The 19,732-nt window shown below is 40.5% G+C and carries 14 protein-coding genes; 3 read left to right on the top strand and 11 right to left on the bottom strand.

Translation table 11 applies throughout. The features are described from left to right. Nucleotides 1-57 precede the first annotated feature (57 nt). Together LC419_RS10970 and LC419_RS10965 are read right to left on the bottom strand one after the other, a co-directional pair. Nucleotides 58-357 carry a DUF3098 domain-containing protein gene (locus tag LC419_RS10970; protein ID WP_223607374.1) on the bottom strand — a complete coding sequence of 100 codons (300 nt, stop codon included), beginning with the start codon at nt 355-357 and terminating at the stop codon, nt 58-60. A 2-nt stretch (nt 358-359) separates the two neighbouring features. Continuing rightward, a complete protein-coding gene (locus LC419_RS10965) occupies nt 360-1,259 on the bottom strand; it encodes an ABC transporter permease (RefSeq protein ID WP_223607373.1) in 900 nt (299 codons plus the stop codon). Nucleotides 1,260-1,350: 91 nt separating this feature from the next. On the opposite strand from LC419_RS10965, the gene rsmA reads away from it, so the two are divergent. After that, nucleotides 1,351-2,121 carry a 16S rRNA (adenine(1518)-N(6)/adenine(1519)-N(6))-dimethyltransferase RsmA gene (rsmA, locus tag LC419_RS10960; protein ID WP_223607372.1) on the top strand — a complete coding sequence of 257 codons (771 nt, stop codon included), beginning with the start codon at nt 1,351-1,353 and terminating at the stop codon, nt 2,119-2,121. A gap of 67 nt (nt 2,122-2,188) precedes the next feature. On the opposite strand, the gene LC419_RS10955 is transcribed toward rsmA, so the two are convergent. The 8 genes from LC419_RS10955 to LC419_RS10920 all read right to left on the bottom strand — a co-directional run bounded on the left by LC419_RS10955 (nt 2,189) and on the right by LC419_RS10920 (nt 14,826). Further along, nucleotides 2,189-4,555: a choice-of-anchor L domain-containing protein gene (locus tag LC419_RS10955; protein ID WP_223607371.1), complete on the bottom strand. Its 2,367-nt coding sequence runs from the start codon at nt 4,553-4,555 to the stop codon at nt 2,189-2,191. Between the two features lie 109 nt (nt 4,556-4,664). Further along, nucleotides 4,665-8,267, bottom strand: coding sequence for a choice-of-anchor L domain-containing protein (locus LC419_RS10950; protein WP_223607370.1), 3,603 nt, complete (start codon nt 8,265-8,267; stop codon nt 4,665-4,667). Between the two features lie 172 nt (nt 8,268-8,439). Next, entirely contained in the window at nt 8,440-10,770 is a 2,331-nt protein-coding gene (locus tag LC419_RS10945; RefSeq protein ID WP_223607369.1) for a choice-of-anchor L domain-containing protein, read from the bottom strand. A gap of 281 nt (nt 10,771-11,051) precedes the next feature. Further along, a complete protein-coding gene (locus LC419_RS10940) occupies nt 11,052-11,594 on the bottom strand; it encodes a DUF1003 domain-containing protein (protein WP_223607368.1) in 543 nt (180 codons plus the stop codon). Nucleotides 11,595-11,606: 12 nt separating this feature from the next. Beyond that, a complete protein-coding gene (locus LC419_RS10935; RefSeq protein ID WP_223607367.1) occupies nt 11,607-12,377 on the bottom strand; it encodes a TIGR02757 family protein in 771 nt (256 codons plus the stop codon). 7 nt (nt 12,378-12,384) lie between these two features. Further along, entirely contained in the window at nt 12,385-13,299 is a 915-nt protein-coding gene (locus LC419_RS10930) for a ribonuclease Z (protein ID WP_223607366.1), read from the bottom strand. A gap of 55 nt (nt 13,300-13,354) precedes the next feature. Further along, nucleotides 13,355-13,936, bottom strand: coding sequence for an RdgB/HAM1 family non-canonical purine NTP pyrophosphatase (gene rdgB / locus LC419_RS10925; protein WP_223607599.1), 582 nt, complete (start codon nt 13,934-13,936; stop codon nt 13,355-13,357). Nucleotides 13,937-13,995: 59 nt separating this feature from the next. Then, on the bottom strand, nt 13,996-14,826 hold the full coding sequence (locus tag LC419_RS10920; protein ID WP_223607365.1) for a CPBP family intramembrane glutamic endopeptidase: 831 nt from the start codon (nt 14,824-14,826) through the stop codon (nt 13,996-13,998). A gap of 109 nt (nt 14,827-14,935) precedes the next feature. Between LC419_RS10920 and LC419_RS10915 the strand changes: the two genes are divergently transcribed. Beyond that, nucleotides 14,936-15,628: a hypothetical protein gene (locus LC419_RS10915; protein ID WP_223607364.1), complete on the top strand. Its 693-nt coding sequence runs from the start codon at nt 14,936-14,938 to the stop codon at nt 15,626-15,628. Nucleotides 15,629-15,800: 172 nt separating this feature from the next. Continuing rightward, nucleotides 15,801-17,396 (top strand): peptide chain release factor 3, encoded by a 1,596-nt coding sequence (locus LC419_RS10910; protein WP_223607363.1) that lies wholly within the window; start codon nt 15,801-15,803, stop codon nt 17,394-17,396. 73 nt (nt 17,397-17,469) lie between these two features. Here LC419_RS10910 and LC419_RS10905 read toward each other — a convergent pair whose 3' ends face one another. Beyond that, a complete protein-coding gene (locus tag LC419_RS10905) occupies nt 17,470-19,731 on the bottom strand; it encodes a reprolysin-like metallopeptidase (protein ID WP_223607362.1) in 2,262 nt (753 codons plus the stop codon). Nucleotide 19,732: the final 1 nt, after the last annotated feature.

Raw genomic sequence — 19,732 nt, 5'->3', positions numbered from 1 at the left:
TGAAATTCAGATGTTTCCGAATTCCTAAATTTCTTAATCCTTAAATAAAGTTTATATTTATTTTCTTTTTAAAATAGCGTACACTTCTATGACGAAGCCTATCACTATGAACAGTGGTGCAATTCTGATCCTGCGTATGGAAAAAATATCGTCATTCCATGAATTAGGATCAAATTTACCATCTACGGTGTTGGCATCCGGTCCCATCATCAGCAGGAATCCCACTACGATAAAAGCCAGACCTATCAGCATCCACTTGAAGTTCTGCTGTCCGAAGTAAAAGGTACTTTCCTGTGGCACCTCAGTTGTTTCTTTGCCAAAATCTGAAGCGGCCAGTTTATTTGTTTTTTTGCTCATTATTAAGAGTAATATAGATCGTCAACGTTTGATTTTAAGAATCTCCATGTAGCGAAAATGGTACTTAGGACGGAAATAAATACGCCTACTCCAAGTACTAAAATAACCAACCAGAAATACTGATTGTTGTCCTGTACGAAAGCCGAACCAATCTGGCTTGTGAAATAATACCACACTCCTCCAAGCGCCAGAAGGCCAATTAAAGAACCGATAGCCCCCAAAATAACGGCTTCGATGATAAACGGCTTAAGAATGAATCTTCTTTTTGCCCCAACAAGCTGCATGGTTTTGATGATAAATCTTTTAGAGAAGATCTTCAGCCTGATGGAGTTGTTGATCAATACGACAGCCAGGATCAGGAAAAGAACAGAGAATCCTAAGATCCACTTTAAAATCCTGCTCAGGTTGTTGTAAACATCCACCATCAGCGTACTGTCATTTTTCACATCCACGATACCCGGAACAGACTTGATTATTTTAATCGCACCGTCAATTTTTGCTGGGTCTACGTATTCAGGCTTTAATGCAACTTCAATAGATGAAGGGAAAATATTTTCTTCAAAAAGCGCATCGCTGTCTATCCCCATCGTTTTCTTGGCTTCTTTCGCCGCCATATCTCTTGAGATGTAGGTTGCTTTTTTTACAGGAGCTAACGTCTGTACCTTTTTAAAAGTTTCTTCCTCCAGTTTTGCAATTTTCACAGAATCTTTCGCTGCATAGTTTTCATCAAAATAAGCATTCACTACCAGTTGTTCTTTGATATAGTCAGAATACTTCTGGGCATTGATTAAAATAAGCCCCATTAATCCTAACAAAAATAACACTAAGGCAATACTTATTACTACTGTAATATTGCTGGACCGAAGCCTTTTCTTATTAAACTCATCTACAGATTTAGCCATTAATATTAAAATTTTTGGCTAAATTAGAAAAAAACTTCCGAAATTTGGGGAGAAATAAAGAAAATCATTGTTAATAAAATCATAAAAAACTTTGAGTGTAAAAGCAAAAAAACATCTTGGACAGCACTTTCTGACAGATGAAAATATCGCGAGAAAAATCGTGGAAGGTCTTAGTTTTGAAGACTATAAAAATGTCATGGAAGTAGGTCCCGGAATGGGAGTCCTCACCAAATATCTTCTCGATAAGGATCAGACTATCTACCTTGCCGAGATCGATACCGAATCTATTGAATATCTGAAAAAGAACTATTCAAAGATCACAGAAAATACTTTTGTAGGAGATTTTCTGAAACAGGACTTTAATTTTATCAATGGGGAGCAGATCGCTATTATTGGTAATTTCCCGTACAACATTTCTTCACAGATTCTGTTTAAAATTGTTGATTACTACGGGCAGGTTCCTGAAATGGTAGGAATGTTCCAGAAGGAAGTCGCAGAAAGAACGGCTGCCGTACCCAGAACTAAAGATTACGGTATCCTGTCCGTCCTGATTCAGGCGTATTATGATGTGACCTACTTGTTCACCGTGCATGAAAATGTATTCAATCCGCCGCCGAAAGTAAAATCAGGGGTCATCAGACTTACAAGAAATCCAAAAGAAGGTCTTGCCGGAAATGAGGTTCTTTTTAAGCAGATCGTGAAAGCCGGATTTAATCAGAGAAGAAAGAAATTGTCAAACTCCCTGAAAATACTGAACATTCCTGAGGCTTTAAAAACCCATGAATTCTTAGACAAAAGAGCGGAAGAGCTCAGCGTTCTGGATTTTATCGGCTTTGCCAATCTCTGGAAGCAGAATCAGTAGGAGGTTTCAAAAAACAAAAAAGCCTTTCAAGTTTTTCTTGAAAGGCTTTTTCTGTCTGCTTTATTGTTTATTCTCTGTTCTTAAGCATGATCCATCCGGACCAGTTCATCTGAACTTTAGACTTAGGATATTCGAAATTAAACTTATACCAGTACGTAGCTGTAGACAATTTCTTACCTCCTACGGTTCCATCCCATACCGGTTTTTCTTTGGAGAATCTGAACATTTCCACCCCATATCTGTCAAAGACTGATCCTGTGAAATTATTGAATCCAACAAGGGCTTTAAGATCCAGTATATCATTGACTCCATCATCGTTAGGTGTAATGATATTGTTGATCTGCAGGGTATAGAAATCAAATGTTCCCACACAATGAGTTCCTACCCTTCTCACCTGTACCGTATAATTGGTGTTATCTAAAAGGTTGGTGAAAACATTAGAATCCTGCCATGTGATGCCATTGTTTATAGAATACTCTAAAGTACTTGGAGTATTGTTCATCATAGGGTTTTCAGCAATAATCGTCACTGTTTTTTTAGCACTTTCATAATTGACTGCCGTTACAAACGGAGTGGCTGCACCTCCTACTTTCGCAGTGAAGATCTTTTTACAGAATCCGTTATCTATTTCTACCGTATAAACTCCCCAGCTGTCTACAGTAATAGTCTGTGTGGTAGCTCCCGTACTCCATAGATATTTATAATTCGGTCCTGCACCGGCATCTAAAACCACACGGTCACCCAGACAGATTTCTACATCTTTCAGTGGAGAGGTGAGCTCCGGCGTAACTTCTACTCTTATGGTAGCAGGGTTTAATGAACGGCATCCTTTTGCTCCTACTGCATAAACAGTGAATGTCGTGGTCTGATAAAGGGTTACAGTTTGTGTATTCCCTGTTCCCGGGAAGTTGGCCCATTGATAGGTTACTCCACCTTCAGCAGTCAGCGTGACAGATTCTCCCGGACATACTTTTATTCTGGAAGATTTCACACCTGCAATAGGCGTAGTTTCTTTTAGCAGCTTTAATTCGACCAGCTTACTACAGAAACCACCGTTTGAAACCACTGTATACAGGATCTGACCGTCTGTACCATTATAATTTAATATATTTTGAATGTTATTGTTATTCTGAGCGATGGCATCCGCCTGATTAACATAGAACTTGAATACAGCTCCCGGTGTCGGGCTGATTGACGGCATCGCATTCGTCAGGTCAAAGGTGGTAATATCCGGTGTGGTACAAAGCAGCAACGAGGCATCCTGTGCCTGCGGAGTAGTTCCTCCATGGATTTCTATACTTGCTTTACCAGGACAAGGATTTCCCGGAACACTTACTTCAATAGTATAGATTCCCGGCTGTACGGCCGTAACCGTGTTTGTGGTAGCCCCCGGAATAAGAGTTCCGTTCAGGAACCATCTGTATAATAAGTTAGGATCACTTACTGAAGCTGTGATCACCTGTGGTACATTATCACACACATTGATATCTGAAGGTAAAGTAGCACCGCTTGGATCTAAAAGCTCTACACCGATATTAAATGATCCACCTTCCAGAAATACGGCAGAGTCATACACGTGATCCGGAAAAGAATAAGGGGTATAATCTGCAATCACCATCTTAAAGTGATATTCCTGACCCGCCACTACAGTAGCTGTAGCTGTAAGAGGAACAGTTCTTCCTTCAAAATTGGTTTCGATATTGGTGGTGTTGTATCCTCCGAAATACTGCTCATTAACGGCTCCACAGCTCCCACTGATAGCAGGGTGAATGTTGGTAACACTTACAGGTCCGGCACCTCCGGGAAGTATGGCCATATTCTGGTAAGGGCCACCCGCTGTAGGTTTGAGAAGGATAGCAAAAGCATCAGCATATTGGCAAGGAAATGAGCCATAATATTCTTCTGACGCCAGTATATAATTAAATTTAATCTGAGAGGTTGTAGGGATAAAGTCAAATTCAAGAAGGACAGCATCCGCAAGTGTTCCAGTACCCCCGATTACCTGGGCAAGATCTGAATCTGTTCCTCCTCCATTATCATCACTTAAATTTGTTTCAGCATTATTCCCTGCTCTCCTGGCTTTTCCGGTAGAAAGGACAATACCATCTTTAAAAGGGAAATTGGTAGTTCCTTTATGGAAATACCCCCAGGATCTATCAGCATCGGTTACTGCGTGGTTGGGGGTTATCTTTACATTGGTCACACTGGGAGTCACACAGGTATTGGTTCCCGAAGATATAAGAACATCCTTTACCAATTGAGTAATGGAAAATGAAGATTCCGGATATGGTGGAACATTAACGTCAATAAAAGCTCCAGCTTTACTTGTTGAAGGAATCGTTTCCTTGTGAGGAATCCTGGGCTTACCATTTTGTGAATATAAAAGAGTCGAGGTGACTAAAAAAAATAAAAAAAACAGGAGATTTCTTCGCATAATATTTTTGTTTCAACAAATTTAATTTATTTTCAAATATATCGCATATTTTTTATTTTTTATTTAATATAAAAAATAAAAAACCTTCCAAATATGGAAGGTTTATTTACTAGTTCCTGTTTTTTAACAATATCCAACCCGAACGCTGTTCAAGTTTTTTACTGGCTGGATTTTCCCATTGTACTTTATACCAGTAGGTGCCTGTAGAGAGGTTCATACCTTTGAGAGATCCTCTCCAGACAGCATCTGTTTTTGTTGCCCTGAACAATTCCGCACCATATCGGTCAAAAATTGATGCAGCAAAATTATTATAGCCACTGATTCCGGAGAAGTTGATGGTGTCATTTATACCGTCCATATTCGGCGTAATAGCGTTGCTGATCACAAATGTGAAGTAATCTAATGATGTACCGCACTTGGCATCTTTTTCCCTTACCCTTAAATGATAATTTGTATTATCCAGAACATTATTAAAAATATTGGATGTCTGCCACACTACGCCTCCATCTATCGAAAACTCTAAAACAGCTCCTGTAGGATTGCTCGCCGTAAGCGTTAACACATGATTTTCATATACTACATTCGTAAACTTAGGCAGTTCCGGATTTAAAAGTTTTCCAGTGAAAACCTTAGAACACACCCCATTGCTGATAGTAACAGTATACGTTCCCGGAACGTTGGTAGATATCGTTTGGGTAGTTGCACCTGTGCTCCATAAGTATGTGTAATTAGGACCTGCACCGGCATCTAAGATTCCGGTATCTCCTTCACACACGTACACATCTTTTAATGTAGAAACAATGGCAGGTACTACCTCAATCTTCACTTTTGCAGGAAGCACAGAGCTACAGCCATTGCCTCCAAGTGCAAAAACTGAGTATTCTGTAGTCACTGCAGGAGTAACAACCTGCGTGTTTCCGTTTCCTGGAAGTCCTACCCAGTTGTAAGTCACACCTCCGGTAGCGGTAAGTGTAACAGATTCTCCGGCACATATTTTTATTTTTGATGCAGAAACACCGGCAGTTGGCGGACCAACAACAACAGTAACCGTGGCCGGAGTTGCAGAAATACATCCGTTAGCTGCTACCGCGAATACCGTATATACTGTGGTCAATGTTGGCGAAACTACCTGAGTATTTCCGTTTCCTGGAAGTCCTACCCAGTTGTAAGTCACACCGCCGGAAGCAGTCAATGTCACCGATTCTCCCACACATATTCTTGGTTGTGAAGAGACTACAGAAGCCGTTGGCAGTGTTGTATTTTGTGTTACAGTAACTGAGGCTGTGTAAGTACAGCTTAAATTACCCGGCTGGGAAACATTCGTAACGGTAAGCGTATACACTCCACCTGTATTTACTACAGGATTAAGGGTATTTGCTCCTGATACAATATTCCCACCACCCGCTGCTGTCCATGCAATGGTAGATCCTGCAGGAACTACAGATGCTGAGGCATTGAGTGTCGTCTGAGGCGTTGTACAGGTAATTTCCTGTGGTGCAGCTATCGTAAGTGTTGTTTCAGCGGTTCTCAGTAATTGAAGTTCAACCACATAGTGGCATCCTCCGTTTTTCACCAAAACATATATTGTTTGATTTCCCGGTGGCGCATAGGTCGTAGGTGTTGCAATAAAATTGGCATTACCCGCCTGGGCATCAGCCTGGAGAATATAATAATTAAAGGTCACCCCGCCTCCCGCAGCAGTAATCTGACTTTGGGCAGTGGTAAGGTCATAAGTCAGTCCGGGAGCGTAGCATTTATGCAATATGGCATTCTGTACCGTGATCGGTTGAGAGACCTCAATCGTGATGGTAGCAGGGTTTTGAGATACACATCCATTGGCCCCAACAGCAGTCACTGTATAAGTAGTGGTAGCGGTAGGTGTTACTGTTTGTGTATTTCCGGTTCCCGGAAGTGTAGCCCAGTTGTATGTAGTTCCTCCGGATGCAGTTAAAGTGACGGATTCACCATTACAGATCTGTATTTTACTTGCTGTAAGACCTGTTATTGGCGGAGCACTGTCTCCTGTCACCGTCACGTTCACAACGCCTGTACATACTACATTGCCCGGCTGGAAAGTCTTTGATATCGTTAAGGTGTAAGTTCCCGGAGCGTTAATAACCGGAGTTAATGTAGTTCCTCCTGAAACTATATTTCCCCCTGTCGTAGTCCAGTTGAAGGTAGATCCTGCTGGATATACCGAAGCCGAAGCATCTAAAGTCGTCTGCGAACTGGCGCAGGTTAATACGGCCGGAGGTAAGACTGAAGCGGTTATCTCAGGAGCTTTTACCAGCTGAAGTTCAGCTACTTTGGCACAGAATCCGGTTTTGACTCTGACATATACTGTTTGTGCTCCGGGGCTTGAATATGTGGCAGGACTTGGAATGGTGCTTGCATTTCCCGCAAGGGCATCGGCCTGATTTACATAATAGTCAAATGTTGCTCCAGGGGTTGTACTTATAGAAGCCTGTGCTGAAGGTAAATTAAAAATGGCGTTTCCGGCGGCATAGCAGGATGTCAGCACTGCATTCTGGACAGTAGGAGATGCTCCTCCCACTACGGTAATAGTTGCTGTTCCCGGACAGCTATTTCCCTGAATCAATACCTGTACACTATAGACTCCCGGTTGTGTGGCAGTATAGCTGGCGCCAGTTGCACCCGTAATAGGATTATTGTTTAAAAACCACTGATAGGTAACATTCGGGGCTTGTACGGAAGCGGTGAATGTTTGTGGTGTATTATCACACATCGTGATGGTAGCAGGAAGCTGTACTCCGGCAGGATCCAGGATTTTCACCCCGATATCGAATGATCCCGCTTCAAGAAAAACGCCTGAATCGAAATTGGAATCTGAATAATCCGCCAAAACCATTTTAAAATGATAAGTCTGCCCCGGAACAACGGTTGCTTTTGCTGTTAATGGTACAGTACGTCCGTCAAAGTTGGTCTCTATCATTGGATTATTATTGATCCCAGCAAAATATTGCTGATTCACAGGACCACAACCTGAAGATCCGGAAATTGCCGGGTGAATATTAGTCACACTCACCGGGCCAGCTCCATTGGGAAGCACTGCAAGATTCGTGTAGTTAGGATCCGTGGATTTCTTTAACAGTAAAGCAAATCCATCTGATATATTACAGGCAAACTGATGGCTTGTATCGTATTCTTTGGAAGCAAATAAATATCTGAAGGTAATCTCAGTAGAGGTAGGAATAAAATCGAATTCAATATAGGTGGCATCTCTCAGTGAAGTATTGTTCACATTCAATGCCGCAGCAAGATCTAAATCTCCCGCAGCAGGAAGAGCATCACTTAATGATGTCTCAAGGCTATTCCCTGCTTTTCTGGCAAATCCTGTTGTAAGAACAATTCCTTTCGCAAAAGGAAAAGCAGTAGTTCCTTTGTTGAAAAATCCCCAACTTCGGTTCGGATCATTGACAGATAAATTAGGAGAAACGTTAACGTTGCTTACGTTTGCCGTAGAGCAGGCTCCCCCTGATATCAGCACGTCTTTTACCAGCTGCGTAATGCTGAAATTGGATTCAGGATAATTGGGGGTATTGACATCTATAAAAGCACCGGCTTTCATAGAAGCTGGGTGTATCTTTTTTTGGGTTACTGCCGTTCTCTCTCTGTTTTGAGCAAAAACAGAACTTCCCAAGAGTACAAAAAATAACGCCAAAAATAAACTTCCAATCCTCCTATTTAACATTTTATAGTATTTGAAACAAAAATACTATTTTTTTTGATTGAAATTCAATTTAAGACAATTTACATTATCACTAATACAAGTTTATTTATTTTAACATATAAACTTGCTTTAATTAAAAACAATAAAAAAAGACTGGCAAAAATACCAGTCTTTCTACGTATTGTATAAAAATTTATTCCATATTTTTAAGAAGGATCCATCCTGTTTTCACAGCCAGCTCCTTACTGGCAGGGTCCTCGTAGGTTACCTGATACCAATAAGATGAAGTAGGAAGGCGTTTTCCCTGGAAATAACCATCCCAGTACGGTCTGGTCTTAGCCGCTTTAAACACCTCTCTTCCATAGCGGTCGAAAACGAAACCTTTAAAGTCTTTGTAACCGCTCACTCCACTGAAATCAATGATATCATTTACTTTGTCTCCATTAGGGGTGATCACATTCTTCATAACGAATGTAAAATATTCAAGGAATCCTACACAACTGGTATTCTTCACTTTGACACGGATCGATATGACCGTATTTTTAGGAACATTTGAAAACACATTGGAAGATTGCCATGTAAAACCGTTATCTACAGAATATTCCAATGTTCCGTTACTCGGATTGCTTGCGGTAAGAACCATTGTTCCATTAACGCTATAATCTACTTTTATAATTTGAGGAACTACAGCACGGATCACCTGGGTTTTAAATTCCTGGGAACACACCCCATTGCTGATCTTTACGGTATATTCTCCCGGAGTTCCCACGGTAATAGCCTGAGTAGTCTCACCGGTATTCCATTCGTAGGTATATCCTGGTCCTGATCCGGCATCCAAAAGAATCATATCGCCCTCACAGATCTGACCTCCTTTCAGAGAAGATACAATGGCAGGAACAACATCAATCGTGATGGTAGCCGGCTGCAGAGATCTGCATCCCTGCGCACCGATAGCATATACTGTATATGTAGTCGTCTGGGTTGGGCTCACGGTTCTTACTCCTCCATTCGTTGAAGTGTCACTCCACTGGTAGGTTACTCCACCTGCAGCTGTCAGGATCAGAGATTCACCGGAACATATCCTCACTCTCGGAGCTGTAAGGGTGGCAACCGGAGTTTCTTCTCTTCTTAATGTCAGCGTAACAATTTTGCTACAGAAAGCTCCATTGGAAACCAGTACATAAATAACCTGGTTGTCTGTACCGTTATAGGCTGTTGTGTTGGTAATAAAGCTGTTATTTTGTGCCTGTGCATCGGCCTGATTCGCATAGAAACGGAATACGGCTCCGGCTGTTGTACTGATCTGCGGTTTTGCACTGTCCAGATTAAAAGTACTCAAGGTCGGTGTAGCACAAAGTTTGAGTGTGGCACTCTGAGCCGTTGGAGACGTTCCTCCAATGATTGTAATGTTTGCTTTCTGACATTCCGTTCCGCCTACAAAAGTTTTCACTTCATATACTCCAGGGGCAGTAGCAATATATATCGCATTCGTTGCATTAGGGATCAGAACGCCGTCTTTGTACCATTTGTACGTCATTCCCGGAACGGTTGTTACCTGTGCTTTTAAAACCTGCGGCGCATTGTCACACATATTCACGGTTTCTCCCAAAGGGTTCCCATTATTGTCAACAATTGTCATTCCGATATCGAATGATCCCCCTTGTAAAAATACAGCAGAATCATAACTATTGTCTATCGCATCCCCCAAAACCATTTTAAAATGATAAGTCTGGCCCGGAATAACGGTAGCAACAGCTTTAAGAGGGATGGTTCTTCCTATAAAATTGGTTTCTACATTCAGCGTATTCAATCCTCCGAAATACTGTTCGTTTTTGATGTCAGCAGCGCTACAACCTACTCCTGCCGGAACGATATTCGTTACACTTACAGGTCCGGCTCCGTTGGGTAGAATAGCCAGATTTTCATAGGTAGGATCTCCCACTTTTTTAAGAAGGAGTGCAAAACCGTCTGCGAAATCACCACACGGATACCCACTGGTATATTCTTCGGAAGCAAATAAATAATTAAATTTCACCTGATTGCTATTCGGCACAAAATCAAATTCCAGGGATACTATGTCTTTAAGGTTACCCGGGGGATTAATGGCTGCTACCAGATCGGGATCATTCATTCCGGCACCTGGTACGACATCACCTAATGAATTCGGCCCTTCCAGAGCGTTTCCGGCTCTTCTTGCTTTTCCTGTTACCAGGACAAGTCCGTCATTAAACGGGAAACTGGTCGTTCCTTTGTTAAAATATCCCCATGCTCTCTCTGTATCTGTTGAAAGCTGATTGGGAGTAATGGATACATTGCTCACATTGGGAGCCGCACAGACAGATCCTCCTGAAATCAGCACTTTCTTTACAAGATCTTCTATCGTATAGCTGGAAGGTAGGTAAGTGGGTACGTTTACATCTATAAATGCACCTGCTTTCTTACTTTCTGCAGTAAACTTTTCAGGCTTTGGTTTCCGGTCTGCCCTTTGAGAGAATACCGAAACCGAAGTCAGCAGAAACAGCATAACTAAAAAGTAATTTTTTAATCTATAACTTAACATTTTATTATTGTTTGTTCAAATGTAGCAAAAATATCGATTAAAACATCCTTTTTCAGCACATCATCATAATTCGCCATATATATTCGTAATAAATTTATTTTATAATTATATATTCCACAAAAATAGTAGAGTTGCGTTTTTACTGAAAAATATACATAAAAAAAAGCAAACCTGATCATGTACAGGCCTGCTTTTGTATTTCTTAGGATAATTTCAACTATCTTTTATTTAAGATCAAATTCCTTTTATTTTTTCAACTGTTCAATTTCATCTTTAAGCTGACTGATGATATCTTTTAAGGCTTTAATTTCATTTTTGTTGGAGCTTACATTGCTTTTAAGAATTACGTTCTTTGCTCTTTCGTTGTGGTCTTCATCATCTTCATCCTCGTTGATTTCTTCAATATCTTCCTGAATGTCTTCAATGTCTTCATTGATCTCTTCAATGTCTTCGCTGATCTCCTCAATATCTTCCTGAATGTCCTCAATATCTTCGCTGATCTCTTCGATATCCTCCTGAATATCTTCAATTTTTTCATGGCTTTTATTCACCGACATCTGAATGAAAATAGCCAGATAAATCGCTTCCAGAGAAACTACTGTGGTAAGAATCAAAAGCATTTTGTCGAACTCGACCAAATTGAGCATCGGCAAAAGAAATGAGGTGATAAAGAATAAGGTATGAACGATGAGCGACGGAATAGAGCCTACCCACCACGTAATACCATTCGCTATTTTTTCTAAGATTTCCGTTTTTTCTGTTTCAGTCTTTTCAGTTTCTTTTTTCATCCTTTCCTAATGTTATAAGAGTTCTTTGGTCACACCCAGTCCAAATAAGGCAAAATCGTATTTGGCAGGATCATTCTCATCAAATTTTCTGATAGCAATATCTAGCTCTTCAACGGTCTTCCAGTCATTCTGCGTTCTGGAAACCAAACCGAGCTTTCTCGATATATTTCCCGTATGAACATCTAACGGAATAGACAGGTGTTTCTGATCTATATTCTTCCAAATACCAAAATCCACCCCATGCTTATCTTTTCTCACCATCCAGCGCAGGAACATAATGATCCTTTTCGAGGAAGAGTTTTTATAAGGCGAGCTGACGTGTTTATGACTTCTGTGCTTCTCCGTTTCCAGAAAACCGTTTCTGAACCTTTCAATAGCATGAAGAAAACTGGTTTCCTGATTTTTTACTAAAAATAAATTCTCGAGGCTTTCATGTTCTTTATAGATCTTATTGAACTGCCTGATGAAGTAAGCAAAATCCTGGCCGTTAAAAGTTCTGTGTATACTTTTGTCCTGAAGGGCTTCCAGATCTTTTTCGGAATGATTCAATACAAAATCATAAGGAGAATTCCCCATGATATCCAGCATTTTCTCTGCAGATTTAATGATCGATTTCCGGTTTCCCCAGGAAATAGTTGCCGCCAGAAACCCTGCAATTTCCACGTCCTGTTGTAAAGAGAAACGGTGTGGAATCTGTATCGGGTCATCTTCAATAAAATCAGGGCTGTTGTACTGATCTGCTTTTTCGTTCAAAAAGCTTTTTAATTCTTCAAAATTAAGCATACCGGTTTTAAATTTTTACACTTTCCAACGCTTTCGGAAGGAAGGTATTGGGAAAAATATTTCTGGCTTCATCCGTAAATACCGTAAGGTCTCCATACCTGTTTGAAAAATGTCCGAGGATAAGTTTACCCACTTCAGCTTTCTGAGCAATTGTTGCTGCTTCCAAAGCTGTTGAATGTCCCGTATAATCCGCCATCTCCTTCAAATCATGAAGAAAAGTGGACTCATGGTACAGAACGGTTACATTTTTAATGATCGGAAGCACCGTTTCAAGATAACGGGTATCACTGCAGAACGCATAGGAAACCGGAGGTGCCGGATCCAGGGTCAGCACTTCATTTTTAAGGACGTATCCGTCACTCAGTACAAAGTCTTTTCCTGCTTTTATATTGTGATAATCGCAGCTTTCTATTTCGCTGTATTTAGCGATTTCCTTCATATTGAGATGCCTATCTTTCGGTTTTTCTTTAAAAAGATAACCGTTACAGTATATTCTGTGATCCAAAGGAATAGTATATACTTCTACCCTGCTGTCTTCATAGATCTTTTCGGAATAGTCTTTATCCAGCTCGTGATAAATAACGTCAAAACCACGATGCGTTTCGGTAATCGTAAAGATGGTTTCCAGCATTTTTTTTATTCCTTTCGGACCGTAAATATGAATAGGAGTATCCCTTCCAAGCAAACGGAAAGATGCAATAAGCCCCGGCAGACCAAAACAATGGTCGCCGTGCAGGTGTGATATAAAGATATGATTGATCTTTGAAAATCTTGCTTTTGCTTTTCTCAGCTGTACCTGTGTTCCCTCTCCACAATCGATCAGAAAGTGTCTTTCTTCTATTTCCAGCAGCTGGGCTGTAGGAGAAGAGTTGATGGTCGGAATAGCTGAGTTAAAGCCCAGTATCGTTAAATAAGTACTCAAATCAATAGTTTATTGAAACAAATGTACGACAGAAAATCTAAACATAGGTTTAGAATTAATCTTTTACTTTCAGAAACTCCAGGAACAGATCCAATGCCTGTTTACGGTGGCTGATTCTGTTTTTATCTTCCGGATTCATTTCTGCAAAAGTCATGTCATACCCTTCCGGAACGAAGATCGGGTCATAGCCGAATCCTTTATGACCTTTGTTTTCTGTCAGTAAATTCCCATGGACTCTGCCTTCAAAATAGCGGGCTCCATTTTCATCATAATAACATAAAACCGTAATGAAATAGGATTTTCTGTTGTCTTCACCTTCCAATTCGCTTAAAACTTTTCCGATGTTTTTAGCAAAATCGTGGTCTCCGGCATAACGGGCAGAAAAAATTCCGGGTCTGCCGTCCAAAGCTTCCACCACAAGTCCGCTGTCGTCTCCTAAACTGGGAATTCCGGTTTTCTCAAAACAGTATTGTGCTTTGATCAGGGCATTGGCATTGAAAGAATCGCCATCTTCTACGATTTCTTCGTGAATATTATAATCTGTAAGGCTTTTTACTGTAAAATCATTTCCCAGAATCTGCTGGATCTCTTCTTTTTTGTGTACGTTGTGTGTCGCAACCAATAATTCCATATCTATATTCATTTTTGCTCAATTCGTTTGTCCGTATTTTTGTTACGGTTCACTCATGTTATCTGTTAAATTTCAGCGTAATGTACTTTATTTTTTTTCATGAAAAGGTAGTAGAATAAAGAAAAAAGAACAAGTCCAACGGCTAAAATAACCCATTCGGAAATTTTCAAAGCATCTGCAAAACTTTCGCTTTTGGTGTAAGTTACCAGCATTGAAGAGCAAAGGTTGTTAAAGCCATGCAACAGCATCGGCAGCAACAGAGATTTTGTTTTATAATACACTAATCCCAAAACACCTCCCAGCAATACCGCCCCTACAAACTGCCATGGATTTCCGTGGATCACTCCAAAGATAACGGATGCATAAAAAATAGCTCTTTTAGGGTCTACTCCTTTATTCATTAATCCTTTCTGGATAATTCCCCTGAAAATAATCTCTTCAAAAATCGGAGCCATAATTACGGTCATGATGATCATGATGACAGGTTCAAAAGTCAGCTGTTCCATCAGCTGGGCAAAATATTCATAATACTTTCCCCAAAACGGTCCTGTGACAGGAATAAGTGACGTGATAAATTCTGAGATAAACATCATCCCGAGCATCATAGGAAATATCAGGAGATAGGTATAAAAATTCGTGGGAGAAAAGTTGAAATTCAGTTTTTTTCCTGTGCTCGGTCTCACAATAAAAAAATCAAAAAAGGCAATCGCTGTGAGAAATCCGGCTGCATTCGTCAGCATTAAAAACCAGTCTTTCAGTTCCAGGTTTTCTTTAAAAGCAATTTTCCAGAAGCTTCCAAAAAAGGTAACAGCCATTGTTCCTATGAATAATCCTGCCACCAGGACAAGCCCACCAATCCATGTGAATGTAAACTTCGGATACCTGCTATTTTCCATGCTTTTCTCTATAAAAATTTTATGAAAACAAAGATAATTTTTTTGAAAGCCTTAAGCAACTAAAAAAGGAAATACTTATTTTCGCCTATTCATCACAATCACAGTAAAAATGAACTCAGAAAAACCTTTCCAGAGTCTGGAATCTAACATCAGCATATTTCCGACATTCATGCTTCAGGCACTTCTTTATGGGGTATTGCTTTTCGGCTGTGGTTTTCTTATCCTTCTTCCCGCGTATGGAATTTACAAAAGAGGTATTGAAGTCATGCTTTTTCCGGCACTCATCTGTTTCCCTATAGGATTTGGCATTTTGATTCCATCGGTAAAGCATTATATCATCAAAAGAAATCTTTTAGCCAATAAAATTATCATTAATGAAACCGGAATTCTTTATTGTAATTCAAAAAATGAAGCTGTAAAAAAAGTACTGTACACCGATCTTGTTGCTAGCGGAAAAGAATTTGACATCTCATCATTTAACACCCGAAATTCCGGAATCATTCCGCTGCTCGAAGTTTTCATAAAATCTGAAAAAGAAGCCCCTACCTGTTTGTATATTGAAATGACTCTTCCACTCCATGTCGTCAAAGACCGCTATACGCTATATGCTCATTTCCTGCAGGGAATAAGTATTTTCCGGCCGGACCTGAAAATCGCTCCCCGGGTTTTCCATAGCTATTTCATTGATCCGAAAACATGGAAAATAGATCGAAAAAGTGAAGGTTTTACACTTCTGTTCGTTATATTAGCAGCCTTTTCAATCTGTGGACTTATACTCTGGCTGGTATTTTATTTTACTTAAAAAAGAGAAGCTAAACTGAGGTTTAGACAGCAGCTCAATAAGTAAACCCTGAAACTCTAAAACTCGAATCCTCGCCCCGAAATCTCGTATCCCGTACCCCTCACCCATTTATTCAGTAAATTATTTGAAAACCTCGCAAAAAATCCCGATTTTTGCAACTTCAAAATACACTATGTCAGACTTAATCAAAGAAATACAAAAAAGAAAGACTTTCGGGATCATTTCCCACCCGGATGCCGGAAAAACAACCCTTACCGAAAAATTACTTCTTTTCGGGGGTGCCATTCAGGAAGCCGGTGCGGTAAAATCCAACAAAATAAAAAAAGGAGCTACCTCCGACTTTATGGAAATCGAAAGACAGAGAGGGATCTCTGTAGCGACTTCCGTATTGGCTTTTGAATATAAAGACCACAAAATAAACATCCTGGATACACCGGGTCACAAAGATTTTGCTGAAGATACTTACAGAACTTTAACTGCCGTAGACTCCGTAATCGTTGTTATCGACGTGGCAAAAGGGGTTGAGGAACAGACTGAAAAATTGGTAAAGGTCTGCAGAATGAGAAACATCCCGATGCTTGTTTTCATCAATAAGCTTGACCGTGAAGGTAAGGATGCCTTTGATCTTTTGGATGAGGTGGAGCAGAAATTAGGATTAAGAGTAGTTCCATTATCCATTCCAATCGGTATGGGAAGCGACTTCCAAGGAATTTATAATATCTGGGAAAATAATATCCAGCTTTTCCTTGAAGAAAAGAAACAGAAAGTAGGTGAAACGGTTAAGTTTGACGATATCAATGATCCTGCAATAGACGAAGTGATCGGAGAAAAAGCCGCTCAGAATCTAAGAGACGAACTGGAGCTTGTACAGTCTGTATATCCTGAATTCAGCCGTGATGAATATATGTCAGGGGATCTGCAGCCGGTATTTTTTGGTTCTGCTTTGAATAATTTCGGAGTCCGTGAGCTATTGGATGCATTTATTGAAATTGCCCCGATGCCTCAGCCTAAAGAAAGTGATACGCGTCTTGTGAAACCTGAAGAAAGTAATTTTACAGGATTCGTTTTTAAGATCCACGCGAATATGGATCCTAAGCACAGAGACCGATTGGCCTTTGTGAAAATTGTTTCGGGAACATTCAAAAGAAATGAAAATTATTTATTGGTAAGAGAGGGTAAAAAAATGAAATTCTCTTCCCCGAACGCCTTCTTCGCAGACAAAAAGGAGGTTGTAGACGAAAGTTTCCCGGGAGATATTGTAGGCCTTCATGATACCGGAAGCTTCAGAATCGGTGATACCCTGACTGGAGGTGAAAAATTAAGCTTTAAAGGAGTTCCAAGCTTCTCTCCGGAGCATTTCCGTTATATCAACAACAGTGATCCGCTTAAAGCTAAACAATTGGCAAAAGGTATTGATCAGCTGATGGATGAAGGGGTTGCCCAGTTATTTACCCTGGAAATGAACAACAGAAAAATCATCGGAACGGTAGGTGCGCTTCAGTATGAGGTAATCCAATACCGTCTGGAGCATGAGTATGGTGCCAAATGCACCTACGAACCTCTTTCCATGCATAAGGCATGTTGGGTGGAAGCCGATGAGAAATCTGAGGAGTTTAAGGAGTTTGCAAGACTGAAGCAGCGTTTCCTTGCCAGAGATAAGTACAATCAACTGGTATTTCTGGCAGATTCTTCATTCACAATACATATGACCCAGGAAAAATTTCCGAATGTGAAACTTCATTTTATCAGTGAATTTAATAATGATTAAATTCCTTTTAATTAAAAATAAAAAACCGTTCAATGTGAAATTGAACGGTTTCTTTTTATAGCAAAAGCTTCTCTTATTTTTTAATGATCAGTTTTTTGGAAATTTTCTGACCGTCTTTATCTACCTGAACGATGTAAACACCTGAAGGAAGATAGGACAGATTCACTTCTTCACGAATCTTACCACCTTTCACCTCTTTCGTAGCATTAACTAATTTTCCGTCCATTGCAAAAACAGTGTAGGCAATACCGTTTCCTGATTCTGTTTCGATGGTGAATATACCTTTCGAAGGGTTAGGATAAATGCGTATTCCCTGTTCCGCTTTTTCAGTTTCGCTGATTCCTAATGTAGAATTGATTGTAAAGTTTGTGGTATTCACATTCAAAAATACATTATCAATTGCCTTGATCATTATTCTGGCAGTGGAACTTGTTCCTAAACCACCCGGAACATTGAATGCATAAGAACCGTTGTTTGGCGTGCTAGCTACCAATGTATGCGGGAACGTAAGTCCACCGTCTTTTGAAAGAAGGATCATTACGTTAGCCGTATTTACCGGAGCTGCATTGGTATTTGCTACGTTCCATGTGATGGTCTGAGGTGTTCCTACATTCCATACCACTCCCGCTGTATTCTGGGAACTTACTGTAAATGGTCCGGCAGCAGTAGATACTGTAAGCTGAATATCATCACGGCCAGTCTGTCCGCCCACAGGCTTGTTATCTCTTACCATGAACGAGAAGGTTAAATTTCTGGCCACTGTAGACAGCTTTTCCCATGCTTTGAAATTGGAAGCTGTAATAATGGTAGGATCATATCCTTCTATGATGGTTGAAAGTCTTGGGAAGTATCTCGTAGGCGATGTTGTTCCCCACATGGATCTGAACATTGGGCCTACCGTATTGGTTGGTCTTGGTGGCATTGTCGCCGCACCCGTGTCAATTTGTTCCCAGTTATAAGTCACTGCATCACCATCCGGATCAGAACCAACGCCGGTTAAAGCAAACGGTGTTCCCATTGGGATTGTTCTATCAGGTCCTGCATTCGCAGTTGGTTCATTATTTCCTGTTGCTGTATTCACTGAACAGTTTCCGCCAGTTCCGGTAATTCTGGTGTACATCTCACGGATACTCACCGCGTGGAAGTAAGCATCACTGTTATTCTGTACATTCGGGGAACAGATTCCGGCATACCCCATAATAGAACTTGCACTGCCCGGTTCTACTGAAGTGGCTGTGTTTCTGTTACAGCCATTATTCTGAGTATGGTTGGCTCCAAACTGATGCCCCATTTCGTGCGCCACATAGTCAATCACAAAAGGATCTCCCACAGGAGCTGCTGAGCCGGTAACCCCTCCTGCCTTTACACTTCCGCAAATTGCCGGAGTATAAGCAAGTCCGTTATCATTACCCTGAGTAGCCTGGAAAAATACATGCCCGATGTCATAATTATTGACACCAATTGCGTTATTGGTCACCGTAACATTCTCATCAATCATCTGATAGGCATCCAATGCATCAAAAGTATCTGTACCAACGAAAAACAACTGATCTGTATTGTCAACAAGCTGTAATGTCACAGAAATTTCATTTTCAAATACCTGGTTAAGACGGGCCACTGCTAAATTAACCGCTGCAAGAACAGCTGCTTTTTTCTGAGCATCGGTTCCGGCACCTACACCAGCCTGCTGGGCTGTATACGCTGTATATTCCGTTGTGGTACTGATGGCCAATCTATATTTGCGCATCAAACCATCTATAACTGTTTTAGTATGGATATCCGGCACCAGATCCACTAAAGGCGAATCTCCTTTAAACAGACAGTCGAAACGGCTTTGAGAAACCGCATTTTTTCTGTCGTATACCATATAGGTTTTGTTATCCTGAGAATACGAATCTATATAATACATTCCTTTTATTCCTCTCACTACCGCATTCAGACCGAAATACGGATCATATGTAAATCTGATGTTGGTAGCAGGATCTCCTACTCTTTGGCCTACATAAGATTTAATATCAGCATATCTTGCCTGCAAATCAGGATGCATTGTGGATGCTTCAAATACTTCGTACGTATCAAAAGTTCCCTGATCGTTTGGAAACTTGACAAGAATTCCTTTTTCGGAAGAAAGCCTGTTTCTGTCCGGTGCAAGAGAAAGCTGCTGTTTCATCTCATTGATATTCAGATTAACCAGTTGGTAGTCTGAAGTTCTTACCCCTCTTTCCCTTATTACATTTACGTTTTTCTCAAAGGTCCTGCTCCAAGTATTCTGCTGGGCTACAGCTGTTCCCGAAAGAACCAGAAGACTTGTCAGAAATAATAGTTTTTGTTTCATT

Source organism: Chryseobacterium sp. OSA05B (assembly GCF_019970065.1).
GTDB lineage: Bacteria > Bacteroidota > Bacteroidia > Flavobacteriales > Weeksellaceae > Chryseobacterium.
Note: the sequence above shows the minus strand (reverse complement) of the source record. Positions and strands in the feature narration are given on the sequence as shown.

Excerpts from the sequence above, each read along its gene's own strand:
- LC419_RS10970 (WP_223607374.1), bottom strand. The coding sequence starts at position 357 with ATGAGCAAAAAAACAAATAAACTGGCCGCTTCAGATTTTGGCAAAGAA.
- LC419_RS10965 (WP_223607373.1), bottom strand. The coding sequence starts at position 1,259 with ATGGCTAAATCTGTAGATGAGTTTAATAAGAAAAGGCTTCGGTCCAGC.
- LC419_RS10955 (WP_223607371.1), bottom strand. The coding sequence starts at position 4,555 with ATGCGAAGAAATCTCCTGTTTTTTTTATTTTTTTTAGTCACCTCGACT.
- LC419_RS10950 (WP_223607370.1), bottom strand. The coding sequence starts at position 8,267 with ATGTTAAATAGGAGGATTGGAAGTTTATTTTTGGCGTTATTTTTTGTA.
- LC419_RS10945 (WP_223607369.1), bottom strand. The coding sequence starts at position 10,770 with ATGCTGTTTCTGCTGACTTCGGTTTCGGTATTCTCTCAAAGGGCAGAC.
- LC419_RS10940 (WP_223607368.1), bottom strand. The coding sequence starts at position 11,594 with ATGAAAAAAGAAACTGAAAAGACTGAAACAGAAAAAACGGAAATCTTA.
- LC419_RS10935 (WP_223607367.1), bottom strand. The coding sequence starts at position 12,377 with ATGCTTAATTTTGAAGAATTAAAAAGCTTTTTGAACGAAAAAGCAGAT.
- LC419_RS10920 (WP_223607365.1), bottom strand. The coding sequence starts at position 14,826 with ATGGAAAATAGCAGGTATCCGAAGTTTACATTCACATGGATTGGTGGG.
- LC419_RS10915 (WP_223607364.1), top strand. The coding sequence starts at position 14,936 with ATGAACTCAGAAAAACCTTTCCAGAGTCTGGAATCTAACATCAGCATA.
- LC419_RS10910 (WP_223607363.1), top strand. The coding sequence starts at position 15,801 with ATGTCAGACTTAATCAAAGAAATACAAAAAAGAAAGACTTTCGGGATC.
- LC419_RS10905 (WP_223607362.1), bottom strand. The coding sequence starts at position 19,731 with ATGAAACAAAAACTATTATTTCTGACAAGTCTTCTGGTTCTTTCGGGA.